This is a genomic window from Streptomyces ferrugineus, assembly GCF_015160855.1.
Lineage (GTDB): Bacteria > Actinomycetota > Actinomycetes > Streptomycetales > Streptomycetaceae > Streptomyces > Streptomyces ferrugineus.
On the sequence record NZ_CP063373.1, the window covers coordinates 9571214 to 9585648 of the forward strand.

The 14435-nt window shown below is 72.2% G+C and carries 14 protein-coding genes; 1 reads left to right on the forward strand and 13 read right to left on the reverse strand.

What is annotated here, in order from left to right; all coding sequences use genetic code 11:
• Positions 1-34 precede the first annotated feature (34 nt).
• Positions 35-1117 carry a diiron oxygenase gene (locus tag IM697_RS42570; protein ID WP_194042706.1) on the forward strand — a complete coding sequence of 361 codons (1083 nt, stop codon included), beginning with the start codon at positions 35-37 and terminating at the stop codon, positions 1115-1117.
• A 30-nt stretch (positions 1118-1147) separates the two neighbouring features.
• Here IM697_RS42570 and IM697_RS42575 read toward each other — a convergent pair whose 3' ends face one another.
• The 13 genes from IM697_RS42575 to IM697_RS42635 all read right to left on the reverse strand — a co-directional run bounded on the left by IM697_RS42575 (position 1148) and on the right by IM697_RS42635 (position 14330).
• A complete protein-coding gene (locus tag IM697_RS42575) occupies positions 1148-2422 on the reverse strand; it encodes an ATP-grasp domain-containing protein (RefSeq protein ID WP_194042708.1) in 1275 nt (424 codons plus the stop codon).
• A 72-nt stretch (positions 2423-2494) separates the two neighbouring features.
• Positions 2495-3256, reverse strand: a complete 762-nt coding sequence (locus tag IM697_RS42580; RefSeq protein WP_194042710.1) for a PIG-L deacetylase family protein — start codon at positions 3254-3256, stop codon at positions 2495-2497.
• Positions 3249-4592 (reverse strand): MFS transporter, encoded by a 1344-nt coding sequence (locus IM697_RS42585; protein WP_194042712.1) that lies wholly within the window; start codon positions 4590-4592, stop codon positions 3249-3251. Before IM697_RS42585 ends, IM697_RS42580 begins: the two co-directional genes overlap by 8 nt.
• Positions 4589-5968 (reverse strand): ATP-grasp domain-containing protein, encoded by a 1380-nt coding sequence (locus tag IM697_RS42590; protein ID WP_194042714.1) that lies wholly within the window; start codon positions 5966-5968, stop codon positions 4589-4591. Before IM697_RS42590 ends, IM697_RS42585 begins: the two co-directional genes overlap by 4 nt.
• Positions 5968-7053, reverse strand: a complete 1086-nt coding sequence (locus IM697_RS42595) for a pyridoxal phosphate-dependent aminotransferase (protein WP_194042716.1) — start codon at positions 7051-7053, stop codon at positions 5968-5970. Before IM697_RS42595 ends, IM697_RS42590 begins: the two co-directional genes overlap by 1 nt.
• Positions 7050-7916 carry a diaminopimelate epimerase gene (dapF, locus tag IM697_RS42600; RefSeq protein ID WP_194042718.1) on the reverse strand — a complete coding sequence of 289 codons (867 nt, stop codon included), beginning with the start codon at positions 7914-7916 and terminating at the stop codon, positions 7050-7052. Before dapF ends, IM697_RS42595 begins: the two co-directional genes overlap by 4 nt.
• A gap of 34 nt (positions 7917-7950) precedes the next feature.
• The gene (locus tag IM697_RS42605; protein ID WP_194042720.1) at positions 7951-9036 is read right to left on the reverse strand and encodes an iron-containing redox enzyme family protein; all 1086 of its coding nucleotides are present in this window, start codon (positions 9034-9036) and stop codon (positions 7951-7953) included.
• 21 nt (positions 9037-9057) lie between these two features.
• Entirely contained in the window at positions 9058-9747 is a 690-nt protein-coding gene (locus IM697_RS42610) for a 2OG-Fe dioxygenase family protein (RefSeq protein ID WP_194042728.1), read from the reverse strand.
• Positions 9748-9777: 30 nt separating this feature from the next.
• Positions 9778-10791, reverse strand: coding sequence for a 2,3-diaminopropionate biosynthesis protein SbnB (gene sbnB / locus IM697_RS42615; protein ID WP_194042730.1), 1014 nt, complete (start codon positions 10789-10791; stop codon positions 9778-9780).
• A gap of 28 nt (positions 10792-10819) precedes the next feature.
• Positions 10820-11797 carry a 2,3-diaminopropionate biosynthesis protein SbnA gene (sbnA, locus tag IM697_RS42620; protein ID WP_194042732.1) on the reverse strand — a complete coding sequence of 326 codons (978 nt, stop codon included), beginning with the start codon at positions 11795-11797 and terminating at the stop codon, positions 10820-10822.
• Positions 11794-12774, reverse strand: a complete 981-nt coding sequence (locus IM697_RS42625) for an ornithine carbamoyltransferase (RefSeq protein WP_194042734.1) — start codon at positions 12772-12774, stop codon at positions 11794-11796. The genes sbnA and IM697_RS42625 overlap by 4 nt, the downstream gene beginning before the upstream one ends.
• Before the next feature lie 21 nt (positions 12775-12795).
• Complete coding sequence (locus tag IM697_RS42630) at positions 12796-13713, reverse strand: diiron oxygenase (protein WP_194042736.1); 918 nt, start codon at positions 13711-13713, stop codon at positions 12796-12798.
• Positions 13714-13730: 17 nt separating this feature from the next.
• Entirely contained in the window at positions 13731-14330 is a 600-nt protein-coding gene (locus tag IM697_RS42635; protein WP_194042738.1) for a LysE family translocator, read from the reverse strand.
• Positions 14331-14435 lie beyond the last annotated feature (105 nt).

Sequence of the window (14435 nt, forward strand, 5' to 3'; positions counted from 1 at the left end):
TCCACCACCTTCACCAACGATTGGGAACCATGCGATGTGCGGGATTGTCGGGCTCTTCGTGGGGTGCTCCGCCCTGGCCTACTGCCCCCGCAAAGCACTCGCCCCGGCCGGCGCGACGACGGCCGCCGGTGCCGCACCGGCCGCCGGTGCCGCACCGGCCGCCGGTGCCGGGGCGGACGGGAAGCAGGCCGACGTGTCGTACAGCTCCCCCTTCGCCCGCTGGTCGGAGAGAGCGACCGTCCGCCGGTCGCCCCGGCGTGAGCTGAGCGCGCCGAACTCCGACGCCTCCCGCTACTTCTCCCCCGAGCTGGTGCCGGTCGCGCGCCACCCGCTCATCGCCGAGCTGCGCCCCGAGCTGTTCGACACGGTGCTCGTCCAGCACCTCTACCGCTACCTGGACTTCACCGCCAAGCTGGAGACGCTGGTGGTCAACCGCACCGCGCTCGGCATCGCGCAGGGCAGCGTCGGCGTCGAACTCCCCGAGGAGATGCGCTTCGACGCCTACAAGATCTACTGCGACGAGGCCTACCACGCCCTGTTCTCGGTGGACTTGATGCGCCAGGTCCGCGACACCACCGGCATCGCCCCGGTGCTGCCCGAGCAGCCCTACTTCCTGCGGCGGCTGGAGGAGATCCAGCAGGAGCTGCCGCCGCACACCCGGGCCCTGGCCGAACTGCTCTTCGTGACCGTCTCGGAGACGCTGATATCGGCCAGCCTCGCCGAGCTGCCGGTCGACAGCGAGATCGTGCCGGCCGTGCGGGAGACGATCCGCGACCACGCCGCGGACGAGGGACGCCACCACGTGTACTTCGCCGCCTTCCTGCGCTACCTGTGGGCCGCCCTCGACCCCGCGGCACGGCGGGAGGCGGCGCTGCTGGTGCCCCGGCTGATCGCGGCCTTCCTGCGGCCCGACACCGACGCCGTGCGCGCCGAGCTGCTGGGCTACGGGCTCACGCGCGACGACGCCGAGCAGGTCCTGGCCGAGGTGTACGACGAGAAGACCGTCGCCGCGCACACCCGGGCGACGGCCAAGCGGACGATCTCCTACTTCGTGGCGCTGGACGTGCTGGACGACCCGATGGTGGAGCATGAGTTCCGCACCCACGGACTGCTCTGACCCCCGTACGGCCGGATGGGGGCCGGTGGTTCAGGCGTCCAGGTCGCCGGTCATCAGCCGGATGCCGAGCGTTCCCTCCAGCCGGCCCAGCAGTTCCTCGGCCCTGCCCACCGCGGCCCGCCGGTCCCCGGCGCGCAGGATGAAGCGGGCGACGGCCTGGCCGGGGGCGACCGTCTCGCCCGGACCGGTCCGGTAGGCGTCGAACCCGATGACCTCCAGGACGTCGGCCTGCCCGTCGAGCGGCGTGAGGCAGGCCGTCGCGGACAGCCGGCCGCCGTCCCGGGGGACGACCGCGAACACGGCGGTGCAGCCGGTGATCCCGCCGGGGACGTCGACCGGTTCCCCGGTCATGAGCTGCAGCCAGGATCGGTAGATGTCCTGCCCGGTGGCGTGCCGGTAGGCGTGCGGCAGGCCGCCGCCCATGACCCGCGGATTGAACTCGACCAGGACCGGCCCGCGTTCGGTCACCATCACCTCCAGGTGGAAGACGCCCTGGTCGGCTCCGATGGCCCGGCAGACCTCCTCGGCGTAGGCGACGCAGTCGGCGCTCTCCTGCGGCGACAGCCCCGCCGGGACGCACGAGCCCAGTTCGACCACCTCGTTCTCCGGTGAGCGGAACCGGCCGGTGACGCAGAACGGGAAGAACTCGCCCCGCCGGGCGCCGATCTCCACCGAGACCAGCCTGCCCGTGAGCTTCTCCTCCACCAGGACGCCCCGCGCGAACTGGGTCCGCCAGTGCGCGGGGACCCCGTCCGTGCCGGTCAGCACGTTCCGGCAGGCGGCCGCCGCCTCCTGCGGATCGTCGGCCACGTGCGAGAGCAGGCTGGCGCTGCCGGACGGCGGCTTGATCACGACGGGGTAGCCGATCCGCCCGGCCGCGGCCAGCGCCTCGTCCACGTCGAGCGCGCGGGCCCAGCGGGCGGACGCCAGCCCCGCTTCCTCGAGCGCCGCCCGGCAGCGGTCCTTGCGCCGGGCGGTGAACACCGCGTCGGGCGCGGTGCCGCGCAGCCCGAGGCTCCGGCAGGCGGCGGCCACCGCTTCGGCGGCCAGCTCCTGGAACGTCACCGCCACGTCGATCGGCGACTCGGCGTGGCATTTCTCCAGCGCTTCGAGTACGGCGGCGGGGTCCGTCGTGTCGATCCCGTCGATCAGCCGGTCCACCGCCCGTACGGCCTTCAGGGTCTCGCCCGTGAGCGCGTACTGCGTCAGCGCGGGCTGCAGGAACGTCACCCGGTGGCCCGCCTCCTTGGCGAGCCGTACGGCCCGCACCGCGGGGGGATTGACGTCGACGATGGCGATGTGCACGAGCGGTGTCCCTACGGTCGGTCCGAGACGGGGCGGGAGGGGTGAGGTGGGGCGGAGCGGGGCGGCCGGGGCTCAGCGGTAGTGGACCTCACCGCCGCGCACCCGGTAGGGGTCGCGGTGGAAGACCTCGAAGGACACCGCCGGCCGGCCGCCGAACCGCGCTCCGGCGGCGGCGAGGTTGCGGCCCAGAAAGCCCCGGACGTAGGCCTCCGGCTCCTCGTCGGTCAGCGCCTGAAGGTAGGTGGCGTGCTCCAGCACCGCCCGGACGCCGCGCTCCACCGCCCAGGTGACGTCCACGGCGTGCGTGGGGTACGGGGATCCCGCCACCGCCTGCCAGCGCACCCCCTCCCAGGGCTCCAGGCCCTCCTCGGGGAACAGGTACCGGTTGGCGGCGTCGGCCGCCGCGTCGAGGGCGGCCCGGCCGACGTTGCGGTGGTCCGGGGTGTTCCACGAGACACCGCGCCAGTGGTCGTGGTGGTTGAGCGTGAAGACCAGCTCCGGGCGGTGCCTGCGCACCGCGAGCGTGAGATCCCGGCGCAGCGCGGGGCCGTACTCGATCAGCCCGTCGGGGTGGTCGAGGAACTCCACCTGCTGCACGCCGGCGACCGCGGCGCTCTCGCGCTGCTCCCGCTCCCTGATCGGCGCCGCCTTCTCGGGGTCCAGGCCGTCGATCCCGCACTCACCCCGGCTCGCCATCAGGTACACGACCTCCTTGCCCTCGTCGACCCAGGTCGCGACGGCGGCGGCGGCCGAGTACTCGACGTCGTCGGGGTGCGCGACGATGGCCAAGGCACGCGTCCAGTCGGTGGGGAACTCCTGGAGCTGTTCAGTCATGGGTCAGTTCCTCGTCGGTCGGTCGGGGTTCCGCAAGGCGGTCGGGGCCTTGGGGTGAGGGGTGAAAGAGCAGGGCGGGCAGCACGGTGCCCGCGGCCAGGGCCAGCGCGCCTGCTGACAGGAACACCGCGGCGGTGCCGAACCGCTGCGCGACGAGACCGCCGAGCAGGGCTCCGACGGGCGAGACGCCGAGGATGATCCACCGGTAGACGGAGTTGACCCGTGCGAACAGGGCGGTCGGGATGGTGGACTGCCGGTGGGACATGCTCATCACGTTCAGCTGCACCATCAGCCCTCCGCACACGGCCAGCGCGGCGAAGGCGGCCGGCGGGGTGGGCAGGGCGATCGCGGCCACGCACAGCCCCACGGCGGGGGCGCAGAAGCCGAGCACCGTCCGCCCGCCGAAGCGCTTCAGCAGCCGCGCGGCCACCAGGCCCGCCAGCACGCCGCCCACAGCGGGGGCGGCGGCGATGACGCCCATGGCCGAACTCGGCAGTCCGAGCCGCCCCGGGGAGACCACCCACACCGGCAGCATGGTCATGGTGGCGGCGAACGCGATGTTGCCGGTGGCGGCGACGGCGGCGAGGCCGATCAGGTCGTGGCGCCGTCTGAAGTAGGCGGCGCCCTCGCGCAGGTCCCGCCACATCGACGCGATCCCGCGGCCGGCCGGCCCCGGCTCCCGGGGCGCGGCCGGGAGGGTGTGCCCCCTGAACACGCCCGGCCGGCGGTGCAGCAGGGCGAGGCCGATCAGCCCTCCCGCGTAGAGCACGGCCGCGACGGTGAAGCCCACGCCGTGCATCGAGGCGAGGACGCCGCCGAGGGCCGGGCCCGCGAACTGCGCCGCGAGGGTCTGGCCGGACTGCAGATTGGCGTTGGCCCTGGGAAGCAGCTCCGGGGCGACCAGACGCGGCAGGAGCGACTGGGCGGCGAGGTCCACGAAGGTTCCCATCGCCGCGATCAGGAACGCGCCGGCCACCAGCGCCCACACCGGCAGCATCCCCGCCCAGGCGAGCAGGCCGAGCACGGCGACCAGCGGGAAGCGGCACTTCGACGCCCAGTTCATGACGGCCATCGGCGCGCAGCGGTCCACGACCACTCCCGCGGGCAGGATCAGCAGCAGCCACGGCGCCCGCATGGCGACGCCCACGGCGCTGACCACCAGCGCCGAGCCGCTCAGGGAGAGGGCCAGCAGCGGCAGCGTGACCAGGTAGACGCCGTCCGCCAGGTTCGAGCCCAGGACGGATGCCTGGAAGATCCGGAACGGGGCGCCGAGGCTCCGGTCCGCCGGTGCGGACGGGGCGAGCTGCTTCGGGAAGACACGCACGGGCCGTCTCACGCCCCCACCAGCAGAACGCTGTTCATGACGGCGCCCGCGCCGGCGTTGAGCACGGGCCCCGCCGAGGGAGTGCCGTGCCGCACCAGCATCCCGGACGCGCGCAGTCCGTACAGGAAGGGGCCGAGGACGTAGGGGACCTCGGCGTCGGTGACCTCGCCGCTGGAGGTGTGGACGAAGCCGAGGCGGACCCGGTCCGGTTCGACGCGCTCCTGGAGGACGTGGCCGCCCTGGCGCGCCGCTCGCTCCACCTCGGCGTGCCAGGTGTCGTCGGACACCGCGGCCCCGATGACGACGCCGCGGCCCCCGAAGCCGTCCGCGGGCTTGAGGACGAGGCGAGAGCGGCCGGTCAGGGCCTCGCGCGGGGCGGCTCCGCCCGCGGTCGGCTCCAGCCGGACCGTCCTCGGGATATGCGCGGTGACGAACTCGCGCTCCCGCGGCGGCAGTCGGTCCAGGTCCTCCCAGAGCCAGGCCAGTGTCTTCTTGTTGGTGAGCAGCATGGTGGCCTCCGGCGTGAACATCCCCACGGCGCCCGTGGACACGGCACGGGCCAGCGCCGTGAGGCCCGGGCTCGCGCCCTGGCTGTGGCTGACGAACGAGCGGAACACGCCGTCCACCGGGAGGCCACCGGCCCTGAGGCGGCCGTCCCGGTCGGTGGTGAGGTTCTCCAGCGGGTGGCTGAACAGCTCGATGCCGTGGCGCCGGGCGCTGCGGAAGACGGGCGCGAGCCACGCGGCGAACCGGGCGGGGTCCTCGGCCAGCCCCGGCAGGTTGCCCACCCGGAAGTGCGGGAGGAGGACGGCGGCGCCCGACGGCAGCGCGAGGAAGGACCGCAGGGCCTCGGCCCGGGCCTCGACCGCCGACGGCGGTGCGGTGAGCGCGGGCCCGCCGGGCAGCGGCGCACAACGGTAGCGCCGCAGGAAGCGGTCCGTGACCAGGTCGGCCTGGAGCACGCCGCCCAGGGCGCTGTCGACGTTGAGTTCGACGAACCGGGGCGTGCCGCGCTCCATCAGGATGTCCGGGCGGATCGCGGCCAGCAGGTGCCCGCCGAGCAGGGCGTCATGGTCGAGCAGGGGGAACGCCTCGGGCCGGGAGCCGAGCGCCGCCAGCAGCTCGCCGGCGGTCCGGGCCCGGCGCAGGACGGCGTCCAGCATCAGCCGGGCGGCGCGGGCGGACAGGTCCGCCGTCCTGCGGTAGTCGTCGGCGGGCAGCAGCAGGGGACGTACCGGCCGCCACGGGCCGTCGGCGCCGTGAATGCCGTCGAACAGCGCGGCGGCCGCGCGGGCGTCCTCGGCGTCGCCGGACGGCTCCGTTGCCGGGGCCGCGGCCTCGGCCGGGCCGGCCGTGTCCGTCCGGCAAGCCCATCCCACGGCTCCCATCAGCCGCTCCGGTCGTCGAGCAGCGCGCCGAGCCGGTCCAGGCCCTCGCGCAGCACGGACTCCTCGCGCGCGAAGGTGACCCGCACGCCCTGTTCGCTGTCGAAGACCTCGGCGGGCATGAGCAGGACGCGGCCCCGGTCCAGGACGCGCCGGCACAGCGAGAGCGACGTCTCGCCGGTGTGCAGCGAGAGCCAGGCGAACGGCGTCCCCTCGGGTGCCATGACGCGCACCGCGCCCTCGTGCCCGGCCGCCCAGTCGCGCAGGGCCCGGTATCCGTCCGAGGTCAGACTCCGGTACCGCTCCAGATAGTGCTCCCGGCGCTCCAGCACCTCGGCGGCCAGCCGCTCGGTGAGCACCGAGTTGGAGATGGTGGTGAGGTGCTTGACGTCCATCGCGGCCCGCACCAGTTCCGGGGGACCGCACATCCAGCCCGTGCGCAGCCCGGGAAACCCGTAGACCTTGGAGAGGCTGGAGACGGAGACCGCCCGCTCGAAGCGGCCGAGCAGGGAATCGGCGGCGAGGTCGGCCACGTACTCCTCGTCCAGCAGCAGGTGCCCGCCGTGCCTGCGCAGGGCGGCCAGCAGCGGTTCCGTCTCGTCGTCGGCGAGTCGTCGTCCGCTCGGATTGCAGGGCGAGTTGAGCACGACCGCCCTGGTCCGCGGTCCGATCAGCTCGGTGGCGGCGACCACGTCGGGGCGTCCGTCGGCCGTCAGCCCCACGCACGAGACCTCGCACCCGAGCGCCTGCGGCACCACGCGGGCCTGCTGCCAGCCCGGGGTGAAGACCACGACGTGGTCACCGGGCCGCAGCAGCGCCTGGAAGAGGAGGTACAGGGCCTCCTGGGCCCCGTGGGTGATGCCCACGTGGTCGACGCCCCGGCCGTAGCCGTCCGCGACGAGCGAGCGGAGCCGGTCGCCGCCCGCGTCGGTGCCGTAGTCCAGGACCAGGTCGGCCGGCCACGGCAGGTCGCCGACCGTGGAGCAGTCCACGTGGCTGTCGCCGAGGTCGATGTCGTAACGGCCCCTGGCGTCCTCGAAGACCCAGCGGCGCATCGGGTACCCGGTGCCCGGGCGGGCCCGCCTCATGCGAGCGCCCCCTCGGCCAGCCGCTGCCCGATGCCCGCCGCCCAGCGGCCGCGCAGCACCGGGCGGACCACTCCGGTGAGGGTGACGGTGCCGTCCTCGCCGATGCCGACCTCGACCTCTCCCCCGGGCATGCGGACCGTGACCCTTGAGCCGGTGAGGCCCAGGGCGTGCGTGGCGACGGCCGCCGCGCAGGCGCTGCTGCCGGAGGCGAGGGTGTACCCGGCGCCCCGCTCGAAGATCTCGATCCGGAGGGTCTCCCGGTCGATCACGTCGAGGAGTTCGACGTTGATCCGGTCCAGGAACATCGCGTGGTCGCGCACGGCCGCGCCGACCGTACGGGCCAGGGCCTCGTCAGCGATCCGGCCCGCCACGGGGATCACGCAGTGCGGGCCGCCGAGCTGCACACAGGTGACCTCCCACGGTTCACCGGCGGCGAGCAGGGGCTCGCGCAGCAGGGTGCGGGCGGGGCCGGCCGCACCGACGGCGCGGCTGTCCAGCGAGGCCGTGCCGAGGGCGGCGCTCACCGTGCCGGAGTCGAGGTCGACGACACGGACCGTGGCGGGGCCGGCGGACGAGTGCAGCGTGAAGGCGTCCGCGTCCGTGTGACCGGACTCGCGCAGGTACCGGGCGAAGATCCGCAGACCGTTGCCGCTCTGCGGGCACTCGGAGCCGTCCGCGTTGAAGGTGAGCAGCCGGAAGCCCTCCTCGGCCGGCAGCGGACCGTACAGCAGACCGTCCCCGCCCAGGCCGTGGTGGCGGTCGCACGCCAACCGGACGTTTTCGGGCAGCGGCACGAAGCCCGTGATGCTCGGGTCGATGACGATGTAGTCGTTGCCCAGCGCCTCGTACTTGGCGAAGTCCATGGCCGGAAAGGCTCCCCCGTTCACCGTCGCCCTCTCAGACCCCGGTCGGGACCGGGGCCCCGGCACGCATGCGTTCCAGCAGCGCGTCGAGGTAGTCCCGGGAGGTGTTGAGCCGGATCATCGCGCCGAGGGCGATGTCCCGCCCCGCTGCCGGATCGGCGCTCACCAGCGGTCCGATCACGTTCTTGAACCAGCCCGCGGCGTGCCCGGCGTCCACCCCGATGTGCAGGTCGTGGTAGACGATGCCGACCTCGTCCAGGTCGTGGCGCCGCCAGGCGTCGACCACGCAGCGGAACCGGCGCGGCGCCAGGTACTCGGTGACGCCGAAGTAGCCGACGGCCTTGTGGTAGTGGCGGCGGGAGAGGGCCAGGCAGGCCGAGATGTTGCCGGAGATCCCCGCCTCCAGCAGGAACTCGCGGCGTATGTACTCCGGGTCGGCGCCGATCGCCTCCAGCGCCCGCGAGAAGAGGGTGGTGTGCACCCCGGCGTGCTCGCCGTTGCCCATCTCGTCCCAGTAGTTGGCGGCGATCTCCATCTTCTCGACGCCGTGCCGGCCGATCTGGAGGAGGGCCAGGATGTCGTCGAAGCGCGGGTCGAGGCTGGTCTCCTGGGCGAGCAGCAGCCGCAGGTCCTCCGTGCTGCCGTGCTCGGCGAGATGCCGGTGGTAGAGGGGGTGCCAGCCGGCCGGGTGATCGCTGATCACCGCCTTCAGCCAGCGGACGTACTCCGGACCGGACTCGGGGTGGCCGGCGACGCTCGCCTCCGGGATCCGCCGCAGCTCGTGGCCGAGGACGGCCCGCTCCAGGACGGCCGCCACGTCCCGCAGGATCGGCTCGCGTTCGTGGTCCGACTCCTGGACGGGGCGGGCGGAGAACTCGCGGTCGTAGATCAGCGACAGCGCGCCGTGGACCTCCTCCAGGGCCGCCCGGTCGCCGTCGTCGTAGGCGCGGCTCGTCAGCGCGCGGCACGCCGCGGCGAGGTCACCGCGGAAGCCGTAGTCGTCGGACATCCGGAGCAACTCGTCGGCGGAGCGGTGCTCCAGGTCGCGCAGGAGCTCCGACACGCCCCCGGCGAGCACGTCTCTTCCGTCGGTACAGCTGTGCTGGGATGCCGTGTACATGTGGAATGCCGTCCCGTCCTGTCAGTTCTCGTCGTCGAGCGCTGCGGCGTCGTGCTCGTCGCCGTACCACTTCTCGCTCCAGCGCGAGAAGGCGACGATGAAGATGTCGCGGTGGCCGGGCCGCTCCCCGGCGGACACGATGTCCGTCACGTCGTGGGCGAGCCGCCGGTCGTCGAGGAGCACGGCCTGGCCGGGCTCCAACGTGCCGTTCCAGAAGGGCTTCTCGTCCCCGGGGTGCCACAGCCGCGTCTCGCCGCCGGCGACCCCGTCCCGGCGCAGGACGCCGATCATGACGAACTCGTGCCCGTCGTGGTGCACCCCCTCCGGCGTGAGCGGTCCCGGCCGGCCCCGCTCCGCACGGCTGCGGTTCTGGTGCACGTTGATCTGCCAGTCCTCGTCCCGGTCCAGCCCGATCTCCCGGGCGCCCACGGCGATGAGGGGGGTGAAGTCCGCGTCGAGCGGCGGATACGTGCGGCGCATGCCGCCGCCGACCGGGTTGAACTTCTTGAACGCGGTGTAGTCCCGGTGCGGCAGCAACCCGAAGCTCCACCCGCCGTCGGCCGCCGCCGTCAGCCGGTACTGCGAGAACTTCTTGTAACGGGTTCGGTGCCCCATGTAGGGGTCGACCGGCAGCTCGTCGTACGTCGCCAGCAACTCCGGCGGGACCGGCGGCAGTTCGATCAGGGAGAAACCTTCAGCGCCGAGCGGCATGACACTCCTTCGCGTCGTCGGGGAGGTGGGTCACTTCTGCCACCGCTCGGTCTCCGCGAAGAACCCGTCGATGCCCGTCGTACGGCCCGACTCCACCGCGTTGCGGTAGACGAAGGAGCCCACGGCCAGGTCGAGCACGCCGAGGCCGAAGGGGGAGAAGATGCGCGGCTTGCCGTCGCCCGGCCGGACCTTCCCCTCGATCACCTGGGCCAGGGTCCCGTCGACGAACCCGCGGTGTCCGCAGCTCTGTTCCGCCAGGTGCACGGAGGTGTTGGCGGTCAGGCAGTGGTCGATGTCGTCGACCACGTTGTGCGCGCCCAGGATGATCTCGGGCGCGATGTCGCGCAGGGAGATGTTCAGCACCACCTGGCCCGGCTCGAAGAGGTGCGGGTCGGTGATGTAGGGAGTGCCGGCCGTCGTCGCCAGCACCACCAGGTCCGCGCCCTTCACGGCGGATTCCAGGCTGTCCGTGCGCTCCGCCTCGGTGCCCAGCGTCTCGCGGGCGTACGACACCAGCGCGTCGGCGTAGCCGGGCACCTGGTCGTACAGGGCGAACTGCCCGATGTCCCAGCCGTCCGCGACGAAGAAGTCGAGGATGTTACGGGCGATGACGCCCGCCCCGACGACGGCGATCCGCGCCGCGCGGCAGGATCCGTGCAGCTGCGCGGCGCCGAGCACGCACGACGCCGCGGTGCGCGCGGCGCTGATCTGGGACGCCTCCAGGCAGGCGAAGGGATATCCCGTGGCGTAGTCGTTCAGCAGCAGGACGGCGGACGCCCGCGGGACGTTGCGCTCGACGTTCTCGGGGAAGCTCGCGATCCATTTGATGCCGGCCACGTCGTAGCCGTCACCGAGGTAGGCGGGCAGCGCGATGATCCGCGCCGAGGGCTTCTCAGGAAAGCGGAGGAAATAGCTGTTCGGGTTCACCGAGTCCCCGCCCTCATGGGCCAGATAGGCGTCCCGGACAATACCGATCACTTCTTTCCGCGATTCGGAGATCACCTCGCGGGCGACCGTACCGCTGACTACATCGAATCCGAGCATGAGGTTCCCCCACGGAGTTCACGGAGTTTCATCGGCCCATCACGGCCGGAAGCTGGGAAACGGGGTCGGCGCCGAATCTCGCGGCGACCCAGTTGTCGTCGTACACGGTGCCGAGGTAGCGCTCGCCCATGTCGGGCGCTATGGCCACCACCCGGGAACCGGCGGGGATGTCGAGGGCCCGGCTCTGGACCGCCGAGAACACCGATCCGCTGGAGCCGCCCACCAGCAGGCCGTGCCGCCGGGCGAGCATCCGGCAGGCCTTCACCGCCTCCGCCTCCTCCACCAGCATGACCTCGTCGATCAGGTCGGTGCGGCTGATCTCCGGTACGTGGCTGGTGCCGAGGCCGGGCAGATGGCGCGGGCCGGGCCGGGCGCCGAAGGTGACCGAGCCGACGCTGTCGACGGCGATGATCCGGGTGCGGGGCGAGGCCTCACGGAAGTGGGAGGCGCATCCGGTCAGGGTGCCCGTCGTGCCGGCGCCGACGAACAGGTAGTCCACCCTGCCGAGTTCGGCGAGGATGGACACGGCCGTGTGCGTGGCGTGGGCACGCGGGTTGGCGGGGTTGGCGTACTGGTTGAGCCACACCAGCGCCGGGTCCTCGGCCAGCATCCGCCGGATCAGCGCGATGCGCGTCCCGAGGAAGCCGCCGTTGGCGTCCCGCTCGTCGACCAGGACGACGTTCGCGTGCAGGGCCCGCATCAGCGCGACGCTGTGCGGTGAGGCGTTGACGTCGGTGACGCAGGTGAAGTCGTAGCCCTTGGCGGCGCAGACCACCGCCAGGGCGACACCGAGGTTGCCCGAAGAGGACTCCACCACCTGTCCCCCGGTGTCGAGCAGCCCGCGCCGCTCGGCGTCCTCGATCAGCCCGACCGCGGTCTTGAGCTTCACCGAGCCCGCCGGGTTCAGCCCCTCCAGCTTCAGGAAAAGCTCGCTGCCGGGCAGGACGTCGGGGAACCGCAGGAACACGTCGTCGGTGACGACGTCGTACACACAGTCCTTGATCATGCGCTGTCCCGGCGCGCGGTCGCCAGCGACTCGAGAACCGCCATGGCGCTGGTCAGCTTCATCTCCGCCTGCGTCCAGGCGAGGGTGCGCTCGCCCTCCAGCACGCCCGCGGAGATCTCGTCGCCCCGGTGCGCCGGCAGGTCGTGCATGAGGACGGCCCCGGGCCGGCGGCTCATGAACGCCTCGTCGATGTAGTAGGGACGGAAGAGTTCCCGCCAGTCGGCGTCCGGCTTCGAGGTGCCCGTCGTCTGCCAGCGCGTCGTGTACACCACGTCGACGGCGTCCGGCGCCTCGTCCGGGGAATGCGTCTGGCGCAGTACGGAGCCGTTGGCCTCGGCCCTGCTCCGGGCCGCGGCCAGCTCGTGCTCGGGCACGCCGTAGCCGGGCGGGGTGAGCAGGGTCAGCTCCGTGCCTGGGTAGTGCGCCAGGCCGTGCGCCAGCGCCACGGCACTGTTGTTGCCCTCGCCGACGTACAGCACCTTGACGCCCTCGACGGCGCCGAAGCGCAGGTTGATGGTGGCCAGGTCGCAGACGCCCTGGGTGGGGTGCTCCTCCTGTCCCATGGCGTTGACCACGGGGATCCCGCCGTACCGGGACAGGGTGCGCAGTTGCTCGACGGGGCCCGCGGTCCGCGCGACCAGCAGGTCCAGCATCCGCCCGAAGACCCGGCCGGTGTCCTCCAGGGACTCACCGGTCTCCAGCTGGAGGTCGTGCGGGCCGTAGCTGATGATCTGGGCGCCCAGCCGGAGCGCGGCGGTCGTGAAGGCCGTGCGGGTCCGGGTGGAGGTCTTGGTGAACAGGATCCCCGCGATGGTGTCCCGCAACGGGTGGTCGTGGTCGCTGCGGTCGGCGAAGAAGTCGCAGGACCGGCGCACCAGGGCGTCGAGGTGTTTGCTGTCCAGCTCGGACAGCGAGAAGACGCCCGTCTCGGGGACGCTCTCGGGCGTTCCCAGGAGGGAACGGGTCTCTGTAGTCATTTTCTTGTCCCGTGTCCGTCGTCAGAGCAACCCGGCGGACATGAAGGAGTCCCGTGCACCCGGCACGTCCAACACGCCTACGGATTCGAACAGTTGAAAGGTGTGCCGGGCACTGGCCCGGATGCCGTCCCGGGTCCTGTCCGGGGCGTAGACGTCGGCGAGGACCTCGCTCACGGACGCCTCGTCCAGTCCCGCCAGCCGGAGGGAGCCGCGCACCGGCACCAGGTCGGGCGTCAGGCTGCGGCTGACCAGTTCCGGCAGGCAGCGCGAGGCCCGCTCCCGCAGGGCGGGGCTCAGGTCGTGCCAGAGTTCCTTGAAGAACGCCGCAAAGTACGCGTGGTGGCGTCCCTCGTCCTGGGCGTGGTCCCGCACGACCTCCCGCACGGTGCCGACCACCGTCTGGTCCTTGGGGATGTCCTTCAGGATCGAGGTGACCAGCGTCTCGAAGACGACCACCTGGAGCAGCTGGACGAGAATCGTCTCACCGGGCATGACCGAGGCCCCGAGGCCGTCGAGACGGTCGAGGAACGGGGCGAAGTCGTAGGCGGGCACCTCGACGCCGGTGGCATCGCTCACCTGCTCCACCACGTCCAGGCTGTACAGGGCGTGGTAGGCCTCGTCGCAGTAGATCTTGTACGCGTCCAGCCGCGTCGCCGCCGGCAGCGGCAGGCCCGACGTGCCGTTCGCGATGCGCTCGGCCGCCCGGTTCACCACACTCGTCTCGAAGTGCATCGTGAACTGCATGTACTGGTACAGATGACGTGCGGTGATCCGGTACCGCTCCTCGGGCTCCAGGGCGGCCACGAGGGGATGGTCCAGGTACGGGATGAGCTTGTGCGGGAAGAGGGTCTTGCCCTCCTCCAGTTCCCGCGCCATGACCCGCCGCGGGTCGGTCCGCACCCCAGCCTTGTCGTACCAGCCGTCCAGCGGCGACTTCATCTCAGCTCTCCTGATGTCTAGATTCCCGTGACCGCGGAGACCATCAGCCACAGTCCGACGGCGACCAGGGCCGCCCCCGCGACCGTCTCCAGGACGCGGCGCCATCCGTCCTTGCGGAACACGTCTCCCATGCGGGCGACGATCGCCGCGTACGCGAGCAGGGAGAGGAAACTCAGGGCGACGTGAATGGCCGCCAGCAGCAGCGAGGAGGAAAGGGACGACCCGTCCGCCGGAATGAACTGCGGCAGCAGGGAGGTGTAGAAGACACCGACCTTCGGGTTTCCCAGACTGGTCAGGGCGCCTTGGCGCCAGTCCCTTCCGGAGCGCGCGGGCGCCTCTTCCCGCCCGGCCTGACGGGCCGCGTCCGGTGTCCCGGTCCGGCGTGCCGCCACGAGCGCCTGCACGCCCAGATACACCAGATAGGCGGCCCCGGCGGCTCTGAGCAGGTTGAACAGCGTCGGCGACGCGGCCAGGGCGGTCGCGAGCCCGATGGACGACATCAGGGCCCAGGCGACCAGCCCCGCGCACACACCGACGGTGGTGCGGACCGCGCTCCTGAAGTCACCGCTCAGCGTGTTGCGCACCACGACGAGCGTGTCGGCTCCAGGAATGATCACCAAGAGACCTGCGACTGCCACGTACCCTGAAATGTCAATCAATGGGATCCACTGCCAGGTAGGCCGAATTCAGCAGGCAGGCCGGGAGAGAAATCAGTCCCAACG

What these genes read in the sequence shown, in the direction of transcription:
- IM697_RS42570 (WP_194042706.1), top strand. Translation starts at nt 35, where the DNA reads ATGTGCGGGATTGTCGGGCTCTTCGTGGGGTGCTCCGCCCTGGCCTAC.
- IM697_RS42580 (WP_194042710.1), bottom strand. Translation starts at nt 3,256, where the DNA reads ATGACTGAACAGCTCCAGGAGTTCCCCACCGACTGGACGCGTGCCTTG.
- IM697_RS42590 (WP_194042714.1), bottom strand. Translation starts at nt 5,968, where the DNA reads ATGGGAGCCGTGGGATGGGCTTGCCGGACGGACACGGCCGGCCCGGCC.
- IM697_RS42595 (WP_194042716.1), bottom strand. Translation starts at nt 7,053, where the DNA reads ATGAGGCGGGCCCGCCCGGGCACCGGGTACCCGATGCGCCGCTGGGTC.
- dapF (WP_194042718.1), bottom strand. Translation starts at nt 7,916, where the DNA reads ATGGACTTCGCCAAGTACGAGGCGCTGGGCAACGACTACATCGTCATC.
- IM697_RS42605 (WP_194042720.1), bottom strand. Translation starts at nt 9,036, where the DNA reads ATGTACACGGCATCCCAGCACAGCTGTACCGACGGAAGAGACGTGCTC.
- IM697_RS42610 (WP_194042728.1), bottom strand. Translation starts at nt 9,747, where the DNA reads ATGCCGCTCGGCGCTGAAGGTTTCTCCCTGATCGAACTGCCGCCGGTC.
- sbnB (WP_194042730.1), bottom strand. Translation starts at nt 10,791, where the DNA reads ATGCTCGGATTCGATGTAGTCAGCGGTACGGTCGCCCGCGAGGTGATC.
- sbnA (WP_194042732.1), bottom strand. Translation starts at nt 11,797, where the DNA reads ATGATCAAGGACTGTGTGTACGACGTCGTCACCGACGACGTGTTCCTG.
- IM697_RS42625 (WP_194042734.1), bottom strand. Translation starts at nt 12,774, where the DNA reads ATGACTACAGAGACCCGTTCCCTCCTGGGAACGCCCGAGAGCGTCCCC.
- IM697_RS42630 (WP_194042736.1), bottom strand. Translation starts at nt 13,713, where the DNA reads ATGAAGTCGCCGCTGGACGGCTGGTACGACAAGGCTGGGGTGCGGACC.